The organism is Chryseobacterium sp. MHB01 (assembly GCF_034651565.1).
GTDB lineage: Bacteria > Bacteroidota > Bacteroidia > Flavobacteriales > Weeksellaceae > Chryseobacterium > Chryseobacterium nepalense.
The window spans coordinates 668,221-686,738 of sequence record NZ_JAYEDA010000001.1; the positions used below are offsets into that span (position 1 = coordinate 668,221).

Genomic DNA, 18,518 nt, shown 5'->3' on the forward strand with positions numbered 1-18,518 from the left:
ATTCTTTTATAGTTTGTTATATTCTAAATTTTATTGTGTCGGGGCGGAACGGGATCATAGCCGCTTCCTCCCCAGGGATGACATCTTGAAATTCTTTTGATGCCCAGCCAGAATCCTTTCAAAGGCCCATGCACCTGTAACGCTTTTACCATATAATGCGAACAGGTAGGTTCATACCTGCAGTTTTTAGGCAGCAGCGGAGAAATAAACCATTGGTAGAATCTGATGAGAATTACCAAAGGAAAGGTGATGATTTTGTTGGCTGTACGTTTCAAAACATTGCAAAAATAGGGTAAAAAATCGGAAGTTGGCGGAAATATACCGGAAGTTTCAGCAGGAAAGGAGGGTGTTTATCGGAGATATTTTGGTGTTGATCGATTTGTGAAATTGCTGTAACCTAAATTATTGCGATCCGTGTTATTTTCTAAAAGAAAATTATGTATTTTTGATAAAATGCTTCTTCCCAAAACCTTATCGGCAATAAAGAAGAACATAAAAAGTTAAGAACAGGTAGAATTCTGGAAAACCCAGGCTGAAAGCCGCAAGTAATTTCCTGTTTTCCCGAAAAGCTGTTGCATCCCTGTAATGACTTTTCGGGAACACCCGAAAGTTTGTCGCACCCTCGCAACAGCTTTTCGGGAAACCCCGAAAGCTTCCTGCAGCCTGCAGGAGATTTTCGGAAATATCCGGAAGGTAATCTTATTGATGAAGGGGGCTAACCGGAACAGATAAATAAAAAATCGTATCGTACGGTTTAAATAATAAAAATAATACACAAATGAATTTTATTGATTTACCTAAACTCCGCGATGCAGAATACCTGCAATACGTAAAAGACTTCTCAGGAATTATCGCCCTGAACAATCCTTCAACCTTACAGATCGATGCCAAACTTTCAACCTTTAACACCAGGATTGATGAGCTTGAAAACCTGTACAAAGAAACCTTGGACAACGGGAAAACGCAGGACCTTTTGCAGTTGGATGAAAGAAGAGATAATGCCGTCAAAGGAATTTATTATTTTCTTCTGGGGCATTCTTATCATTTCGAAGCAGATAAAAAACAGAAGGCACAATTGCTTCTCGATAATATGGCTCTGTATGGAAGCGGTATTGCGCGTTTAAATTATCAGGCAGAAACCGCAACGATTAATAATCTCATCAGAGATTGGGAAAATAAGCCCGAACTTACAAATGCGGTTGCCTTCTTAAATCTTTCTGTATGGATCAATGAGATGAAAACAGCCAATGACCTGTTTAATACTGCCTATCTTTCCCGCACCCAGGAATATGGTTATGCAAGTACAGAAGCTATTAAGTCTAAAAGAGAAGAGGTGGATGCCGCCTATTATGCATTGCGTGACAGCATTGATACGATTCATCTTCTGGTGGAAATGCCGCTATCACCATACGAAACAGTCATCAATCAGCAACTGAATACGCTTACGGATCAGTATAATATATTGCTGGTGAATAAAAAAAATGTTTGCCTGTAGAGGAAAAATTAAGAGCTACTTTGAGAATAAGAAATCAATTAGCCCAAAAAACCCGTCAATATATTGGCGGGTTCTTTTATGCTGTGACAGGAATAAGATTTGTATTACTTTATTAACTTTGCATTACATATTAATACCAGTTCACAATATTTAACTTTAACAAATACTTTTACCTACCTTGAATCAAAATATTCCATTAGCAGAAAAACTAAGACCGAAGACACTGGAAGATGTTCTCGGGCAGGAGCACCTTACAGGTGAGAAGGGAACCATAAGGAAAATGCTGCAGAATAATACACTGAATTCCTTAATTTTCTGGGGGCCGCCGGGAACAGGAAAAACAACCCTGGCAGAAATTATTTCGGAACAGTCGGGAAGGAAATTCTATAAGCTTTCTGCAGTTTCTTCGGGGGTTAAAGATGTCCGTGATGTTATTGAAGATGCTAAAAAACAGAATCTTTTTTCGGGAAAATCTCCGATTTTATTTATTGACGAAATTCACAGATTCAACAAATCACAGCAGGATTCGCTGTTGCATGCTGTAGAGAAAGGATGGATCGTCCTGATTGGGGCAACCACGGAAAATCCCAGTTTTGAAGTGGTTTCCGCATTGCTCTCAAGAAGTCAGGTTTATATTCTGAAAGCACTGAGCTATGAAAAACTTGAGGAATTAATAGATATCGCTCTTGATAAATTTAATACTGATGAAAAGTCTGATTTTAAGGTTGTTGAAAAAGAAGCATTCATACAATATTCCGGCGGTGATGCAAGGAAACTGATCAATTCTGTGGAGCTGGTGCTCAATCAATATATCAATTCTTCCAAAAAAGAGATCGGTAATGAAGATGTTCTGGAAGTACTGCAGGAAACGATGGCACTGTATGATAAAAACGGCGAACAGCATTATGATATCATTTCAGCATTCATCAAATCAATGCGCGGAAGCGATCCAAATGGGGCGGTGTATTGGCTGGCAAGGATGATTGCGGGAGGAGAAGATATTAAGTTCATAGCCCGGAGAATGCTGATACTGGCTGCTGAAGATATCGGATTGGCAAATCCTAATGCTTTGATTATGGCCAACAACTGTTTCCAGGCGGTAAATGTGATTGGGAATCCGGAGGCAAGGATTATCTTGAGTGAAACGGCAGTTTACCTGGCGGTCTCTCCAAAGAGCAATTCGACCTATATGGCTATCAATGAGGCGCTGGCACTGGTTAAAAAAACCGGAAATCTTCCTGTTCCCCTTCACCTGAGAAATGCTCCTACCAAACTGATGAAAGATCTGGATTATGGGAAGGAATATAAATATGCACATTCATATGATGGTAATTTTGTTGATCAGGATTTCCTTCCGGAAGAGATTCGGGAGGTAACATTGTATCAGCCGGGCAACAATGCAACGGAAAAGAAAATCTATGAAGAACTTAAAAAGAAATGGAACAATAGATATTAATGTTGTGCTGTAATGAATAAATAAAAAAAGGATACTTACACAAGTATCCTTTTTTATATAATGTTTAAAAAAATTATTTCTTAATAGCAGTGGTGATGGAAACGGCTTTTGCTCCATGGTTGTCTATAACTTCCATTTTATTCAGGATATCACCGAAAACTTTTGTATCACTGTTTTTAAATTCATAGCCGTCAATGAATACAGGTGTATCTTTGGCAAGGCCATAATGCACGTTAAGTTCGGAAAGCGGAATCCTGTCGATTGCTCCTTCGTCGCTTTTTAATTTATATACTACCAAACCGTTTTCAGCGATGAAGCTGTATTTTTTAAGGTTTTGCGGAAGTTCTGCTGCAGATTTGTAAGTCTGTGTATTCTGAATAGCGGTTTTATGATTGGCAGTAAACATATCTACTGTTCCGACAATATCATCAGCCACTGCAAATTTTGTAGAAGCATTCTTCTGTGCAAATAAAGTGACAGAAGACAATAATAAAAAGGAGTAGAGCAATTTTTTCATAATGTTTTTGGAATAAGTATCTGTTAAAAACTTGATAAATATAGTTATTTTTTAGAAAGCGTAAAGAAAATTTTATAATAATTTAATCAAATCATTAAAAATAAACCATTTTCAGGTTGTTTTGTCCGGTTCTTCCTTTTTCTCAACCATCGTTACTACTATATTTTTCAGTCGCTGGAATAAAAAAGAGCTGAGCAGTAAAATAAAACCGAGTATGATAAATGCAATGATCCTTGAAACATTATCCATTTTCCAGACATCATACAGATAGAGCTTGGCAATCGTGATGCCCAATAAAGCGAAGCCGGCCTTAGCATATTCTCTGGCATCGGTTTTCAACCCCTTATAAATAAAAATACTTGCCAGTATAGCCCATATAATCGGAAGGTAAAGTAGAGTAAAGTATTCCTGAAGTTTTTTCATACCGACGATATTTTCCGAGAAGGTTAAAAGATAAATGTGATGTGTTTCCATGCTTACAGCGGTTACAATAGCAGTTACTAAAAGCCAATAGGAAAGCTTTATTGTGAAAAAAGATGAATGGGGAATGATTTTTATTATGGTAAAGATCAAAGGAATCAGATACAGCCCATACATGAAATAATACTTTAGATCAACATTTTTCATAATAATACGGGTAATAATTCCGGAGCCGGCGATGATGGTGTTCAGAATAATCAGGGAGAAAAAAATATACAAAAGTCCGTATTCAAGTATTTTTGCGATCTCAAGTTTTTTTCTGAAAAGCAGAATAATAAAAATAAAATACAAAGTGAAAAGCATTCCGATGATAAAAATAATGATCATCGGTTCGTCCGAAATATGATAAATGATTTCTGATAAAATGGCAATATAAATAACCGCATAGCTTACCGCCGAAAACAGGTTTTCAAAAAAGCTGCTGCCTTTTTGTTTCTGGTGTATTTTTCTGAGCAGGCTAAGGTTCATAAAAACGGTAATAACAGTTACCAAACTCGTTAGAAACACAGGATTGAAAATGATTTTAAGATTCCGGGAATTTATATATTCTGCCCAGGTCATTATTTGCGCAATAATCACAAGAGGGAAGAGGATATAAAAAAAGTTCCTGAAAATACTAAGGCGGGTTTTCCTCCAGATGAAAAGGAGAAGGGTACTTTCAATAGCCCAGACCGTGGTAATTAAATGAGTACTGAATTGAAGTGCAAAAGCTGCCGTAATAAGACTCACTGCAATCCCCGAAAATATGGAATGTGCGCTGCCGAATTTTTTTTCCGAATGTTCTCTGTACAACAGAATTCCATTGATTATAGCAAATGCAACGGGGAAAATAATAACGGGATCATATTGTAATTGTTTGAAAATAAATACCGTCCCGATAATTCCTGTAAAGTTCACCAGAATAAGCATCAGAATATCAGTGGGCAACAATTTCTTTTGCGTGAAATAGTTCTGTAATGCAAATGCGTAGAAAATAATATAGCTTATTACATAAAAATATACTGTGTTGATTTCAGTCTTTGTCAGCGTCCAGTAAAAAAGGTAGATACAGGTGAAAATAAATGAAATCCAGCCAATACTCTTCCATTTTTTAAGGAATGCAATCGCAAGCATTCCGGTATTAATGACGGTTATATAGATAAAAAGAAAAGGGTAATTGCTTTGTCCGGTGCTGATCATCAACGGAGCAAGAAATCCTCCGAACAGCGAAAAAATAATGAGAATTTCACTTTTGTAATAATAAGAAAGAAATATGGAAACCAGCGTTACAAAACATGTCATTGAAAATGCTGCATTCTGCGAAAACAAATGGTACTCCCGAAATGCAATGGTTGTTGTAAAATACAGTACGGAAATACCGCCACCAGTGATAATGGAAGCAAAAACGGTATAATTCTTTCTTAGAAAATGCCCGGCAGTAATTATTCCCGCACCTGCAGCAAAACCTATTGCTGCTCTTGAAACTTCACCGAGCCAGTTATTGTCAATCGCATATTTCACGAAATACCCGATTCCGAGAACCAATGTGAAAATCCCGGCTATTGCAAGGGCATTCTGCTTTAAAAAATCAAATATTGGACTGATTTTTACGTTAGGCTCTTCGGTATTCTTATTATCGTGAGATCTTTCATCTTCTTCAATAATTTCTTCTGATAATGGAAACAGTTGTCTCTCCGGAAGATCTTTTATTTCCTCTTTGCGTTTTGCGGTTTGTTCTTCCCTGATTTTCGAAATTTCGTTCTCGAGATTCCTGATCCTTTTATTCAGACTTCTGAAAAGAAGGATGATAATAATTAATAAAATGATGATCAGGATATACATCTGCTTCGGATTTGGTAACATCAAATATAATTAAATGTTTTACAAGTATGCTGACTGCAATTTGTATTTCTATGACAAAAAGATTTACATTAAAAAATCTTTCGGATATAAATTAACTTTTAACTTTCTAATCCAAACTCTTTGTAATTTCCCAGGAAGTTCGTTTCTGCATCCAGCGCTTTTAATTCTTCCAAAGCATTATGATGAAGTGCAGATTCCCATTTTCCAACCACGTTAATGAAAAAGAAATAATTTCCCAGTCCTGTTTTAAGCGTTCTCGATTCTATTTTGCTGAGATTCATTTTTCGCCATGCAAATACGGATAATACCTGGTGAAGGCCTCCTGCATGATCTTCCGGAAGAGTTACCAGCAATCCTGATTTTTCACCTAAAACTTTCAGGCTGTCGTTGTCATAGCTCCACGGATCTTTGGAAATGATAATAAATCTTGTATGATTCTGCTCAAAGTCATGGATATTGTGATGAATAATCTTCAGTCCGTACAGATTGGCTGCAAACTGGTTGGCAACGGCTGCTAAATTCCTGTCCGCATTTTCTGAAACATATCTTGCGGCAGCAGCAGTTGAAGAGAAGTCCTGTTTCTGAACTTCCTTAAAATGCGTATCCAAAAAGTGGAAACTCTGCGCCAAAGCCTGCGGATGGGAATAAATCTTCTCAACAGATCCCGAATCTGAGTCAGGATGTACCATCAGATGATGGGCAATCGGCATCACTGCTTCAGCCAGTATTTTTATTCCGGCTGTTTTATATAAATAATCCAGTGTCATGGAAACCGTACCTTCGATAGAATTTTCTAGGGGAACAACGGCTGTATTCACTTCGCCTTTTTCTACCGCTTTAAAGCAGTCGAGAATATTGGGTTGAGGAATAAGCTCTTCTCCCGGGAAAAGCTGAATCGCTGCAAGCTGTGTAAAACTGGCCTCCGGGCCCAAAAATGCAATCTTCATTATTCTTTATTTATTCTTTCCAGTTTTCTTTAATCAGTGCCATGAGGTAATCCGGACATTTCACTACTTTATTGGTTTTAGCATCAAGAAAAAACAGTGTGGTAGAAGCCTCTGTAATTTTAATATTTTCCTCGTTAAAAATTTCATACTCGAATTCAATTCTCACACCGGGAATTTTTTTAACATAAGTATGAATTTCCAGTTTTTCATCGTAAAAAGCAGGCCGCAAATACTTAATTTTATACTCCGAAACAGGCAGCCAAATTCCTTGATTCTCAATCTCATTATAAGACATTCCTATACTGCGGAAAAGTTCTACCCGGCCAATTTCGAGGTACTCTGCATAATTACCATAATAAACGTATTTCATGGGATCTGTTTCTCCGTAACGTACTCGTAATGAGTGTTTTGTATGTATCATTATTCCTGCTTAAATATACATACAAATATATTTTTAAATAATCAATAACTACAATATTTTTTTTTGAAATAAAAAATATGGACCTTTGTCTTCCTTCCAAAAACAATACTAACTAAGAACTAATCGGGGCATAAATTATGGATGAAAATTTAATGTTGACATGGCAGAAGTGCCTTCAGTTCATGCGCGATAATCTAAACGCTGCTGAAGATAATTCTGATCTTAAAAAACTTGAAAAATCTTTCGATTTACTGTTTGATAAAGTACAGCCAATTTCTTTGGTTGACAACAATCTTACATTAATGGTCCCGAGTGATTTTTACAAGGAATATATTGAGGATAATTACCTGTCCTTGCTTTCTGCTGCCCTGAAGAAAAATATAGGAAAAGGTGTAAAATTATGGTATTCGGTAATGGAGAATAAGCCTTCAGGTTTAGAAAAACCGGTTACCATGAATATGAAAGGAAAAACCGTTCCTACCCCTAAAGTTCAGGAAACAATGCCTCAGGGATTTTCATCAAATATCGTCAATCCTTTTGTAGTGCCGGGAATCAAAAAAGTAAATATTGATTCCAACTTAAAATCGGATTTCTCTTTTGATAATTATGTAGAAGGAGAAAGCAATAAATTTGCAGCAACTGTAGCAAGATCTATTGCAAAGAGACCGGGAGCAACAGCTTTCAACCCTTTATTTTTATATGGTGGTTATGGAGTTGGAAAAACCCATCTCGGCCAAGCGGTAGGACTGGAAGTAAAAAGCCAGTTTCCGGATAAAGTCGTTTTGTATCTTTCTTCCGAAAAGTTCATCCAGCAGTTTATTTCGGCTGCAAAAGCTCATAAGCAAACAGAATTTGCCAATTTTTACCAGATGGTGGATGTTTTGATTATTGATGATATTCAGTTCCTTTCCGGTAAATCTGCAACGCAGGATAGTTTCTTCCATATTTTCGATTATCTTCATCAGAACGGAAAACAGATTATCCTTACATCTGATAAAGCTCCGGCGGATATTATGGATATTCAGGACAGAATTGTTTCCCGTTTTAAATGGGGACTTTCCGCAGAAATAAAATCTCCGGATTACAGCACCCGTAAACAGATTATCGTTGATAAATTAAGCAGAGACGGTATCGTCCTTACTGAAGATATGCTCGATTTCTTAGCTTCAGAAGCCAAAACAAACGTAAGAGAACTTATTGGAGTAATCAATTCTGTAATTGCATATTCTACCATTTATAAGTCAGATTTAAGTCTTGAATTGTTAAAGGATACCATCAATAAGATTGCAGCCAATCAGAAGAAAATCATCAATATTCCGTATATCCAGGAAGTGGTTTGCGATTACTTCGGAATCAAAAGAGAGCAGCTTTTATCCAAGACAAGAAAAAGAGAAATTGCACTGCCAAGACAGCTGGCCATGTATTTTGCGAAAGAGCTTACAAACGCAACCTTTACTAAAATCGGTGAAGAAATGGGTGGAAAAGACCATTCTACGGTAATGTATGCCTGCGAAACGATTAAAGATGTTTCTAAAATCGATAAAGAGGTTAAAAAATACGTTAAGGAATTATCCGAAAGAATTAAGCAATAAAAAAAATCAATGTAGATATTAAAAATGGAGAATAATTTTATTCTTCATTTTTTATTTAGTTTTGTCTGAATTTAATTATTATCAATATTGCCATGAAAATACTGATGGTCTGTCTCGGAAATATTTGCAGAAGTCCTTTAGCAGAAGGAATTATGAAAGCTAAAGCTCCCAAAGATTTTTATATAGATTCTGCAGGAACCATTTCACTCCATGAAGGGAAAAATCCCGATAAAAGAGCCATACAAACCGCAATCCGCCACGGAATTGATATTTCCCAACAAAGATCCAGACCCATTACACAAGCGGATTTTGAAAATTTTGATAAAATTTACTGTATGGATGTGGATGTATTGGCAGATGTTGTTTCCAAAGCAAGGAATGAAGATCAACGAAAAAAAGTTTCTTTATTTCTGGAAGTGCTCGGCGATCATCAGAATGCTGAAGTTCCGGATCCGTATTGGGGAGATATGAAAGAGTTCGAAGAAGTTTTCCAATTACTGGACCGTGGTTGTGAAGCTATTTTAAAACAAATAATTTAGTATGAGAAAGATATTAATCTTACTTTTGCTGAGTTGTAATTTTATTTTCGGACAGACTAAAGATGAAAAGGCTATCAGACAAGTAATGACTGATTTTATGAATTGCATTAAAACGAGGGATGAAGCTAAATTTATTTCTCTTTTTCAGGAACCTGTTCTCTGGACAGGTGTATATACTGATCGGACTTACAGAAAAGTTTTAGAAAAAGATCCCAATGAAAAAAGTTTTTTTACAGATAATTATAAAGCATTTATCAAAAGTTTTAAAAACAATAAATCTGAAGAGCGGTTTGATAATGTTAAAATTATAGAAGACGGATCAATTGCTTCTGCTAATTTTGACTACAGCTTTTGGTACGATGGCAAGATGCTAAATTGGGGAAAAGAAATATGGACACTGATGAAGATCAACGGTCTATGGAAAATAACATCAGTTTCTTTTTCAATGGATATGACAGAATATTACGTACAACCTTCTTTACAAGAGAGACTTAAAAAATAATATAAATGCTTTTCTTACTTCCGGCTTACCTTTCCGAAAATACTTCTATCACGCATTTTTCACCAGTGATAAAAGATTACATCATGCAGACTGACTACTTTTTTGTGGAAAATGAAAAAACCGCAAGAAAAGTGGTGAAATTCTTTGCTCCTGAAAAAAAACAATCGGATCTTAAACTTTTTCTTTTAGATAAATATACGGAAAATGCGGATATCAAAGAAGCACAGGAACTGATGCTGAAAGGTCAGGATTTCGGACTGCTTTCAGAGGCAGGACTTCCATGTATTGCAGATCCTGGAAATCTCATGGTGAAATGGTGCCACGAAAAGAATATCCGGGTGATTCCTATTTCCGGGCCTTCGTCAATTATTCTGGCTCTAATTTCCAGCGGATTTAATGGTCAGGAATTTACATTCAACGGATATTTGCCGATTGATAAAGGAGAAAAGAAAAAACAGATTCTGCATCTCGAGACGATGGTTCAGAAGACTGGTTATTCACAGATTTTTATGGAAACGCCTTACAGGAACAATCAACTTTTTGAAGATCTCTGCAAGTTTTTGTCACCAAATACAAAATTATGTATTGCTGCTAATATTAATGATCCGGAGCACGAGTTTATCAAAACCAAAACCATAAAAGAGTGGCAGAAACAGAAACCGGAACTGCATAAAATTCCGGCGGTATTTGTACTGGGGAAATAAATTTTATAATCTCGCGCTGATTTTCCAGATTAATCAGATTTTTTGTCAAATTTTGATTTGCGTAATCTGTTAAAAGATGGTTCGACGAACTCAGCATGACATCTCTAATACTAAACTATTGTTGTGTAATGGTATCAGACTGAGCCTGTCGAAGTCTGTGTAATGATCAATTTTATATATTGAAAATATCTTTATCCTTTATTTTTTCTTATTGTTCCTCCATTTTCTCCAGAGAAATACAACAACAGGAATCAGCAGAAAGAAAGGCCAAAGCGAAATAACTCCTAATAAAAAAGCTACAAAACTGTTCCAGCCTTCCGTTACAGAATCACCAAACCGGCTTCCGAAACCTATTTTTGAAGTAGCGGAACTTCTGATTTTTTCTTTGTATAAATTTACATTCAGAGTACTGTAATTCACGCGGTCATCAATAAAACGGAGCCTGCCTTCCGCAACGTCAATTTCATCTTCCAGAGCACGGATATTTTCCTGGATCTCCAGCATGTCTTTCGTTGTTTTTGCTGTTTTAAGCATCTCACGGTATTTTTCAAGATAAATTTTCTTGTTGCCGAGTTTAATGGAAACATCGGTATATTCTTCCGTTACGTCATTTGACGAAATATTTTTAGACAAAACTGAACCTATTCCGCTAGAAAAAGAATTAATCAGAGCATCAAAGTTCTGATGAGGAACTCTTATGATAATATCTAAATTTTCATCGTTATCCGTATTCTGAAACTCCTCTTTCTGAACATAGGCTTTATTGTTTTTAAGAATAGAATTAATATGCTCCTGTGCCTTTTTGATATCACCCACCTGAATTCTCATTTCACCATTTTTAATAATCTTCTTGGTAATTGTGATAATCTGTGAAGACGGGTTTTCAGGATCAACTTCTTGATTGGGAGGCATCATTTTTTCAGGTAAAGAAGTTGGTGTACTCACTGCAGCTACTTTATCTTCCTGAATGACATCAACAAGACTGGCATTGAGCGACTGCGCTTCATTTTTTTTACAATGGATAAGAATTAAACAGAATAAAGGGATCAGTAATTTTTTCATGAATAAAAGTTTTATTGAGCACAGCAAAAAGTGTACTGAAAATTGTATCAGACTCCAATGCTGTTTTTTCTCTGGTTTATATTAAAGATACATTGAAATAATTTTATATTTTTAGTCAATGAAAAAAAGTCTTTTAGCTATTGTATTTTCACCGTTTTTAGTATTTGCCCAGGAAGTCCCGAAACTTACCGATGAGGTGGCCATAAAACTATCTGAAAAGCCGCTTCACTGCATCACTCAGGAATATCCCAACAAAACCGCACATATCATCAATAATGAAAGTGAAGTTCCTTTAAGCCCGAAGGTATTGCATCCCAGCTTTTATGGCTGTTTCGACTGGCACAGTTCGGTACACGGACACTGGATGCTGGTTCGTTTATTGAAAACAAAGCCGGGGCTTTCCATAGCAAAAGAAATTGAAAAGACGCTGGATCAATCATTCAGCAAAGAAAACCTGCAGGTGGAAGCAGATTATTTTACAAAGTATCAGCTTACCGGTACTTTTGAAAGAACCTACGGCTGGGCGTGGCTGTTGAAACTTGATGAGGAACTTACGACATGGAATCATCCTAAAGCAAAAATCTGGCATCAGAACGTTAAACCGTTAACAGATAAGATTCTGGCAGCCTGGAAGGCCTACATTCCAAAACAGACCTATCCGAACAGAACAGGTGTTCACCCTAACAGTGCTTTTGCTATGGCTTTCGCGCTGGATTGGGCCAGGTCGGTCGGGGATAAGGAATTTGAAAATCAGCTGATCGAAAAGGCAAAATATTTTTATTTAAAAGATGAAAAAACACCTGCTTATCTTGAACCGGACGGATCGGATTTCTTTTCTCCGAGCCTCGAAATAGCAGATTTAATGAGAAGAGTTCTGCCTCAGAAAGAATTTGTACAATGGCTGGATACATTTTATGAGAAACGCAGTATCGAAAATATAGAAAAGATTCCTGTTGTAAGTGATCTGTCAGATTATCAAACGGTACATCTGGTAGGACTATCTTTTTCAAAAGCATGGTGTATGAAGGGAATTGCAAAATCACTTCCGGACCGTCATCCCCTGAAAAAAGAATTTCAGAGAACAGCCGCATTATTTTTAAATAACGGCCTTCCGCTGCTTTTCCAAGGAAATTACGGAGGTGATCATTGGCTGGCCAGTTTTGCGGTGTATGCTTTAGAAGATTAATCCCATTTAAAGCGTGATGCTGATGAGGGAAGTTAAGTTATCTATCCTAAAAAATTTACTTCCATCATCCAGCTTCTGTCTTCCTTATAAGAATTCTAATATCTGATTCCTGTTTTTTTAAGAATAAAACTTAGCAGCCATATCGGCCCGACTAATAGAAACTGTAAGTCTTTTAGAAAAGATGGTTTTTTTCCTTCAATTTTATGACCTACAAACTGGAAAATCCAGGTAACCACAAAAACCGAGAGGTAAACGATCCATGCATTTTCTTTAAACCTAATATTGATTCCGTATGCAAAGCTCTCCATGATCACCATCAGGATAAACATGATGATACTTATAACAACCGAAAGCCGCATGTAAAAAATGGTAATTAAAGCAATTGCTGCAAAACTTACATAACTGATCTCTCCAATATAGATAAAGCCGATTGACTTTGACGGAATAAGGGAAATAAACCCTAAAATACTCCAGAAAATCAGCGGGACACAAATCCAGTGGATCAGTTTGTTGGTAGAGTTCCTGTGGCTTTCACTGTATTCTGCAAAAAGCAAATCAATTTTTCTCATAGCTGTAATTTGGAACACTAAAATAATAAATTTTTGTAATCACTCAGCAGATTGCTTACATTTGTTCTATGTCTGTCTTAGAAAAATTCGGGGTTGAAATTTTTACCCAACATAATATTTTCGAGAGAATTGCTGTCGACAAACCTTTCCGTCCGGAAAATCCTGCGTTTATCTTTATAAAATCAGGAACGATAAAGCTGAAACAGCACTTCCGGGATCTGGAACTTTCTGCCAATATGTTTATGGTAACAGACCCGCAGACGGTCTATGAAATGATCTCAGTAAGCGATGATTTCCAATCCAGAATGGTATCTTATAAAAGAGAATTTATCTCGGCATTATCATTAAAATTCAACAGGTTAATTACATATCGGTATTTCAGACAGCAGATGAATATCGGCGTTCCTTTTCATGCCGATGAAATGGAAGTCGTATGGAAAAGCGTTAATTTCTTAAAATATATCTTGGATTCTGAAACGGAAATGACCTATAAAAAAGAGATTGTGGAACATCTGTTTTCCGTATTCTGCTATCAGATGGCCGGAATTATTTCCAAAGAAGACAGCAGTGCCATGAACCAGATGTCGAGGCAGGAAGAAATTGTTTTTGTTTTTCTGAATGATGTGGCTAAACATCATAATGCTGAGCGAAGTGTAGAGTTTTATGCCGCACGGCAGTCGATTACAACCAGACATCTTTCATCGGTTGTTAAGCATGTTACCGGGAAATCCGCCAGTGAGATCATTGCTTTAATTGTTATCAATGAAGCAAAGGTGTTATTGAACTCGTCTAATAAGCCTGTTTCCGAAATTTCTGCACTTCTTGGTTTTAGTGATCAGTATTCTTTTTCTCACTTTTTTAAAAAACATCTGGACGAAAGTCCAACCCGGTATAGAAATCAGTTCGAAAACTGAAATCCTACATTTGAACATCTTTTTCCAAAATTCAAACATTTGTTTGAGTTCATGGGTGCCATAACTTTGCATTCGTAAAACAAGGTAAAATGGTACAGAATATAAAAACAGTGCTGTCATTAATGATGGCAGTCTTTCCTGCGCTGTTTTTTTCACAGGAAATAAAACAGATGACAGCGAATGAAGTGGCGGAACTTGCTCTGCAGAACCATCAGCAGCTGAAAGTTTCGGCACAGAATATTGATATTGCAAAGCAGAATACAAATGTTGTAAAGTTGCAGAAACTCCCGAATATCACTGCATCTACAAGTCAATTCTATTTGGGTGACGCCGTAGCAATTGACAAGGATTTCTCAAATTCAACAAATGTTGCCATGCCTCATTATGGAAGCTCGTACGCTGTTCAGGCAACCCAGCTGATCTTTAAAGGAGGATTGGTGAACAAATCTATTGAAATGGCAGGACTTCGCGAGCAGCTTTCCGAGCTTGATCTGGAGAAAAATAAACAGGATGTGAAAATTCTGGTAATTTCCAATTATCTGGATATCTATAAAATTGTAAACCAGGAGAAAGTTTTTCAGAATAACAAAAAGCTGGCACAGGAAAGGCTTAAAAATATTCAGAAATTCTATCAGCAGGGAATGGTCACCCGTAATGAAGTGATTCGTGGTGAGCTGGCGATCAAGAACCTGGATCAGGGAATCCTGACATTAGCCAACAATAAAAAAATTCTCAATTATAATTTAAGTGTTGCCCTCGGATTAGCTCCGGATACGGAAATAGTTCCTGTAGAAAGTCTTGAGAACAAAGAATCCGGTATTGGTATTGACTATTATCTGAGTCTTGCTCACGATAACAATCCTTTACTAAAATCGGCACAGACCAACGTAAATGTTGCCGATAAGAATATCGAAATCATTAAAACCGATAAGATGCCAACCATTTCAGGTTTTGGCGGGTATACGCTGCAAAGACCCATTACGACAAGAAATCCTGTTCTGGATATGTATTCCGGAGGATGGCAAACCGGAATTTCCCTCAGCTATAATATTGATAATTTATATAAGACTAAAGAACGGGTAAAATTGGGTGAGCTTCAGAAAAATCAGGCCAATGATGCGGTAACCCTGACACAGCAGAATGTAGATATGGCCGTAAATGCCGCTTACATTAAATATCAGGAATCCATTCAGCAGGCAGAAATTCTTAATGATGCTAAAAAATTAGCAGAAGAAAACTACAAGATTACGGAAGCGAAATATCTGAATCAGCTTGCGGTTCAGGCGGAAATGATCGATGCACAGAATCAGAAATTACAATCGGAATTAGATTATGCCAATGCAGAGATCAATGTACTGTATCAATATTACAATCTGCTGAAATCAACAGGGACATTATAATTTTTTAAGGTAAATAAAACAATGGAAAACAAGGAACAAAATACCCAGAATACAACTTCGGTACCAGTACAGACCAGTGCTGCAGCGAAGAAAAAAGAAAATAAAAAGAACAAACTCCGAGCAATTATCTCCAATATCGTCGTATTTGTGGTCATTGGTTTCGGATTATTCTGGCTGGTCCGTGAATATTTTCATGTGGGCGATAAAACGTATACGGAAGCAGCTCAGGTGGAAGAGTTTATTAATCCTATTAATACCAGGGTTTCGGCCTATATTAAAGATATTAAATTTATTGAACATCAGCCTGTAAAAAAAGGTGACACTTTGGTTATTCTGGATAACCGCGAGATTCTTACCCAGCTGGGACAGGCGGAAGCTGCCTACCAGAATGCTCTTGCCCAGAGAACGGCAACCAGTTCTTCCGTTAATACAGTATCCAATAATGTCAATGTTATGGAATCCAATATTGCCGGTGCCAAAGCCAGATTATGGAACGCAGAACAGAACCTCAACCGGTATAAAAATCTTCTGAATTCCGAAGCCGTGACCAGACAACAGTACGACCAGGTAAAAACCGAATATGACGCACAGAAAGCAGCTTATGAAACCTTAATCAACCAAAAACAATCTGCAAACCTTTCCACAACAGAGGTGAAAAGTAAACTTGGGATTAATGATGCTGAAATTAAAAGAACAAAAGCAGCTCTCGATATGGCCAAGATCAATCTTTCGTACACCGTAATTATCGCTCCTTATGACGGCGTGATGGGGCGAAGAACCATTTCGGAAGGTCAGCTGATACAGCCCGGACAGCAGGTCGCTACCATTGTATTAAACGGACAGAAATGGCTAACTGCCAATTTTCTGGAAAGTCAGATGCCTGATGTGAAAATCGGCGAAAAAATGATGATGACCGTAGATGCCTTGGGCGGAAAACAGTTTGAAGGTGTGGTAACGGCAATTTCTGCGGCAACCGGATCAAGATATTCCAGTGTGCCGACCGATAATTCCACCGGAAACTTTATTAAAGTTCAGCAGAGAATTCCTGTGAGAATAGAATTTACAGAAGCCAATAAGAAAACTGATCTCGATAAACTGAGCGCCGGAATGAATGTGAATTTAGTGAGTAAAAAGTGAGAGGTGAGAAGTGAGAAGTGAAAAGACCAAGTATAGCAGATTGTAAATTCATAAAACTCTTGAGCCTTTATAATTTTACTTCTAACTTCTAACTTTTTCACGTCTCCCATAATATAAAATCTATGTACAACAAAGGACTATACAACGACTGGGTTCCCAAGCCACTACAGCTTTTTCTTATCGTATTGCTGCTTGCAGTAGTAATGCCGTTGGGAGGAGTGTATACCGGAAACATCAGCTATCTCGTAAATGGAACCGGTGCGATGACAGAATATTTCATGTGGGCCAATTATGCAACAACCATCGGAATGGGCGCCTGTATGCCGATTGTTCTCAGGATGAAAATGAGATTTAAGGTCCGGGATAAAATGACAGTTTTGCTGGTGCTTTTAGGATTGCTAAGTTACCTAAATTCCACAACCTATGATCCTATGATCTTTGTGTTCAGTTCACTGGTAATCGGGTTTTTAAAAATGATGGTTACGATAGAGCTGTTTCTTCCGCTGATGGCGATGATTGGAAACCGCGGAATGTTTTATGGCGCATTTTATACTTTCGTTCTGGTGCTCAATCAGGTAGCAGCTTACTATGCCGTGGACATTTCTATCCGGTACAACTGGCAACAGTTTTATATCATTGTGGCAGTTGGATGTTTCGTACTGGCGCTGCTGCATTGGATCTTTATGCATGATCGATACTTTGCCTTAAAAGTTCCGCTGCATTATATAGACTGGCTGAGTGTTTTGCTTTTTGTGGCAACCTTTATGTTTTCGGCCTATGTTTTTTCGTTCGGGAAACAGCAGGACTGGCTTCATTCAAACAAAATTATCAATGCGGGAATTGCAGCTTTTGCAAGTTTTGCGTTGCTTGCGATACGGCAGCTTACTTTAAAGAGACCATATTTGTCTTTTAAAATTTTCACCAAAAATAATGTTCAGCACGGTCTATTCATGCTTTTTTGCCTGGGCATGTTTTTAGGAACGACTTCGTTACAGAATACTTTTGCAGTAGGGGTGCTGGGATATGATCAGCTGACCAATGCGAAACTGAATCTCTTAATGATTCCCGGTTTGATCCTGGCAGGTGTAACGGCTATTTTCTGGTTTAAAAAAGAAATCCCGCTGAAAATGTTCATCTTTTCGGGTTTTGCCGCTATGTTGGGATATGCGATCATCATGTACTTTTCCATGGTGCTGGAGTTCAGCTATGGCTACTGGTATCTTCCCATGTTCCTGAAAGGATATGGAATGGGAGCACTTTTTATTTCCGTATGGTTTTATACGCTGGACAAACTTGAGATGGATGAAATGCTTGCTGCCATTGGTCTGGTGCTGGTCTGGAGAACATTTCTGGCAGTAGGTGTTTTTTCAGCACTGTATTCCTGGTTTCAGTACCGTTTTCAGGTAGTGGCTGTCGGTGATCTGGCGGTATATATGGATGGGATGACCGTATCGCCGCAGAATGTGGCTGCCAATATGAAGCTTATTCAGCTGAATGCCATTATCATTGCTACCAAAAAAATATTCGGATATATCATTCTGGCCGGAATCGGTGTGTTGATCTACGTGTTTACCCATCATTTCGGTAAAGAACGTTTTGTCTCTACGCGTTTTATAAGAATGCTTACGGGTAAATCGGTCATCGCCAGAAGAAGGCTCCGTGAAAGAAAAAAAATTTAGAAGAAATAAAAGACGCAGCAGGGCCTGCGCTATAACGATACCTTGTTTTTCATTTACTTAGTCAAAGCTTCATTTT

General features: G+C 37.5%; 19 protein-coding genes. 11 read left to right on the forward strand and 8 right to left on the reverse strand.

All coding sequences use genetic code 11. The annotated features are described in order from the left end of the window. Positions 1 to 23: 23 nt before the first annotated feature. Together yidD and U9K52_RS03190 are read right to left on the reverse strand one after the other, a co-directional pair. Positions 24 to 275, reverse strand: a complete 252-nt coding sequence (gene yidD, locus U9K52_RS03185) for a membrane protein insertion efficiency factor YidD (protein ID WP_248392420.1) — start codon at positions 273 to 275, stop codon at positions 24 to 26. A gap of 225 nt (positions 276 to 500) precedes the next feature. After that, positions 501 to 776, reverse strand: a complete 276-nt coding sequence (locus tag U9K52_RS03190; RefSeq protein WP_322925313.1) for a hypothetical protein — start codon at positions 774 to 776, stop codon at positions 501 to 503. A gap of 2 nt (positions 777 to 778) precedes the next feature. Here U9K52_RS03190 and U9K52_RS03195 point away from each other — a divergent pair, with 2 nt between their 5' ends. Both U9K52_RS03195 and U9K52_RS03200 read left to right on the forward strand, forming a co-directional pair. Next, positions 779 to 1,495, forward strand: a complete 717-nt coding sequence (locus tag U9K52_RS03195; RefSeq protein ID WP_322925315.1) for a DUF6261 family protein — start codon at positions 779 to 781, stop codon at positions 1,493 to 1,495. 178 nt (positions 1,496 to 1,673) lie between these two features. Continuing rightward, entirely contained in the window at positions 1,674 to 2,951 is a 1,278-nt protein-coding gene (locus U9K52_RS03200) for a replication-associated recombination protein A (protein WP_263603598.1), read from the forward strand. Positions 2,952 to 3,024: 73 nt separating this feature from the next. Here the strand turns inward: U9K52_RS03200 and U9K52_RS03205 are convergent, their stop codons facing one another. The 4 genes from U9K52_RS03205 to U9K52_RS03220 all read right to left on the reverse strand — a co-directional run bounded on the left by U9K52_RS03205 (position 3,025) and on the right by U9K52_RS03220 (position 7,158). Then, positions 3,025 to 3,468 carry a hypothetical protein gene (locus U9K52_RS03205; protein ID WP_248392424.1) on the reverse strand — a complete coding sequence of 148 codons (444 nt, stop codon included), beginning with the start codon at positions 3,466 to 3,468 and terminating at the stop codon, positions 3,025 to 3,027. Between the two features lie 111 nt (positions 3,469 to 3,579). Next, positions 3,580 to 5,790: a DUF2339 domain-containing protein gene (locus tag U9K52_RS03210; protein WP_322925319.1), complete on the reverse strand. Its 2,211-nt coding sequence runs from the start codon at positions 5,788 to 5,790 to the stop codon at positions 3,580 to 3,582. 98 nt (positions 5,791 to 5,888) lie between these two features. Beyond that, entirely contained in the window at positions 5,889 to 6,737 is an 849-nt protein-coding gene (gene pheA / locus U9K52_RS03215; protein ID WP_312177467.1) for a prephenate dehydratase, read from the reverse strand. Positions 6,738 to 6,747: 10 nt separating this feature from the next. Next, positions 6,748 to 7,158 carry a thioesterase family protein gene (locus U9K52_RS03220; RefSeq protein ID WP_322925322.1) on the reverse strand — a complete coding sequence of 137 codons (411 nt, stop codon included), beginning with the start codon at positions 7,156 to 7,158 and terminating at the stop codon, positions 6,748 to 6,750. A 137-nt stretch (positions 7,159 to 7,295) separates the two neighbouring features. On the opposite strand from U9K52_RS03220, the gene dnaA reads away from it, so the two are divergent. From dnaA to U9K52_RS03240, 4 genes are all read left to right on the forward strand, one after another. Continuing rightward, complete coding sequence (dnaA, locus tag U9K52_RS03225) at positions 7,296 to 8,750, forward strand: chromosomal replication initiator protein DnaA (protein ID WP_248392431.1); 1,455 nt, start codon at positions 7,296 to 7,298, stop codon at positions 8,748 to 8,750. A gap of 92 nt (positions 8,751 to 8,842) precedes the next feature. Next, on the forward strand, positions 8,843 to 9,289 hold the full coding sequence (locus U9K52_RS03230; RefSeq protein WP_322925325.1) for a low molecular weight protein-tyrosine-phosphatase: 447 nt from the start codon (positions 8,843 to 8,845) through the stop codon (positions 9,287 to 9,289). Position 9,290: 1 nt separating this feature from the next. Beyond that, positions 9,291 to 9,791 carry a nuclear transport factor 2 family protein gene (locus U9K52_RS03235; RefSeq protein WP_263603592.1) on the forward strand — a complete coding sequence of 167 codons (501 nt, stop codon included), beginning with the start codon at positions 9,291 to 9,293 and terminating at the stop codon, positions 9,789 to 9,791. A 5-nt stretch (positions 9,792 to 9,796) separates the two neighbouring features. Then, the gene (locus tag U9K52_RS03240) at positions 9,797 to 10,495 is read left to right on the forward strand and encodes an SAM-dependent methyltransferase (RefSeq protein ID WP_263603591.1); all 699 of its coding nucleotides are present in this window, start codon (positions 9,797 to 9,799) and stop codon (positions 10,493 to 10,495) included. A 198-nt stretch (positions 10,496 to 10,693) separates the two neighbouring features. On the opposite strand, the gene U9K52_RS03245 is transcribed toward U9K52_RS03240, so the two are convergent. Then, positions 10,694 to 11,557 carry a DUF4349 domain-containing protein gene (locus tag U9K52_RS03245; RefSeq protein WP_322925327.1) on the reverse strand — a complete coding sequence of 288 codons (864 nt, stop codon included), beginning with the start codon at positions 11,555 to 11,557 and terminating at the stop codon, positions 10,694 to 10,696. Between the two features lie 118 nt (positions 11,558 to 11,675). On the opposite strand from U9K52_RS03245, the gene U9K52_RS03250 reads away from it, so the two are divergent. After that, entirely contained in the window at positions 11,676 to 12,743 is a 1,068-nt protein-coding gene (locus U9K52_RS03250; RefSeq protein ID WP_322925329.1) for a DUF2891 domain-containing protein, read from the forward strand. Between the two features lie 95 nt (positions 12,744 to 12,838). Here the strand turns inward: U9K52_RS03250 and U9K52_RS03255 are convergent, their stop codons facing one another. Continuing rightward, positions 12,839 to 13,312, reverse strand: a complete 474-nt coding sequence (locus U9K52_RS03255; protein ID WP_322925331.1) for a DUF962 domain-containing protein — start codon at positions 13,310 to 13,312, stop codon at positions 12,839 to 12,841. A 68-nt stretch (positions 13,313 to 13,380) separates the two neighbouring features. Here U9K52_RS03255 and U9K52_RS03260 point away from each other — a divergent pair, with 68 nt between their 5' ends. From U9K52_RS03260 to U9K52_RS03275, 4 genes are all read left to right on the forward strand, one after another. Then, the gene (locus tag U9K52_RS03260; RefSeq protein ID WP_322925333.1) at positions 13,381 to 14,226 is read left to right on the forward strand and encodes a helix-turn-helix domain-containing protein; all 846 of its coding nucleotides are present in this window, start codon (positions 13,381 to 13,383) and stop codon (positions 14,224 to 14,226) included. An 89-nt stretch (positions 14,227 to 14,315) separates the two neighbouring features. Further along, positions 14,316 to 15,626: a TolC family protein gene (locus U9K52_RS03265; RefSeq protein WP_322925334.1), complete on the forward strand. Its 1,311-nt coding sequence runs from the start codon at positions 14,316 to 14,318 to the stop codon at positions 15,624 to 15,626. A gap of 21 nt (positions 15,627 to 15,647) precedes the next feature. Beyond that, positions 15,648 to 16,763 (forward strand): HlyD family secretion protein, encoded by a 1,116-nt coding sequence (locus U9K52_RS03270; RefSeq protein ID WP_322925336.1) that lies wholly within the window; start codon positions 15,648 to 15,650, stop codon positions 16,761 to 16,763. 122 nt (positions 16,764 to 16,885) lie between these two features. Further along, entirely contained in the window at positions 16,886 to 18,442 is a 1,557-nt protein-coding gene (locus U9K52_RS03275; protein WP_322925338.1) for a hypothetical protein, read from the forward strand. Positions 18,443 to 18,518: the final 76 nt, after the last annotated feature.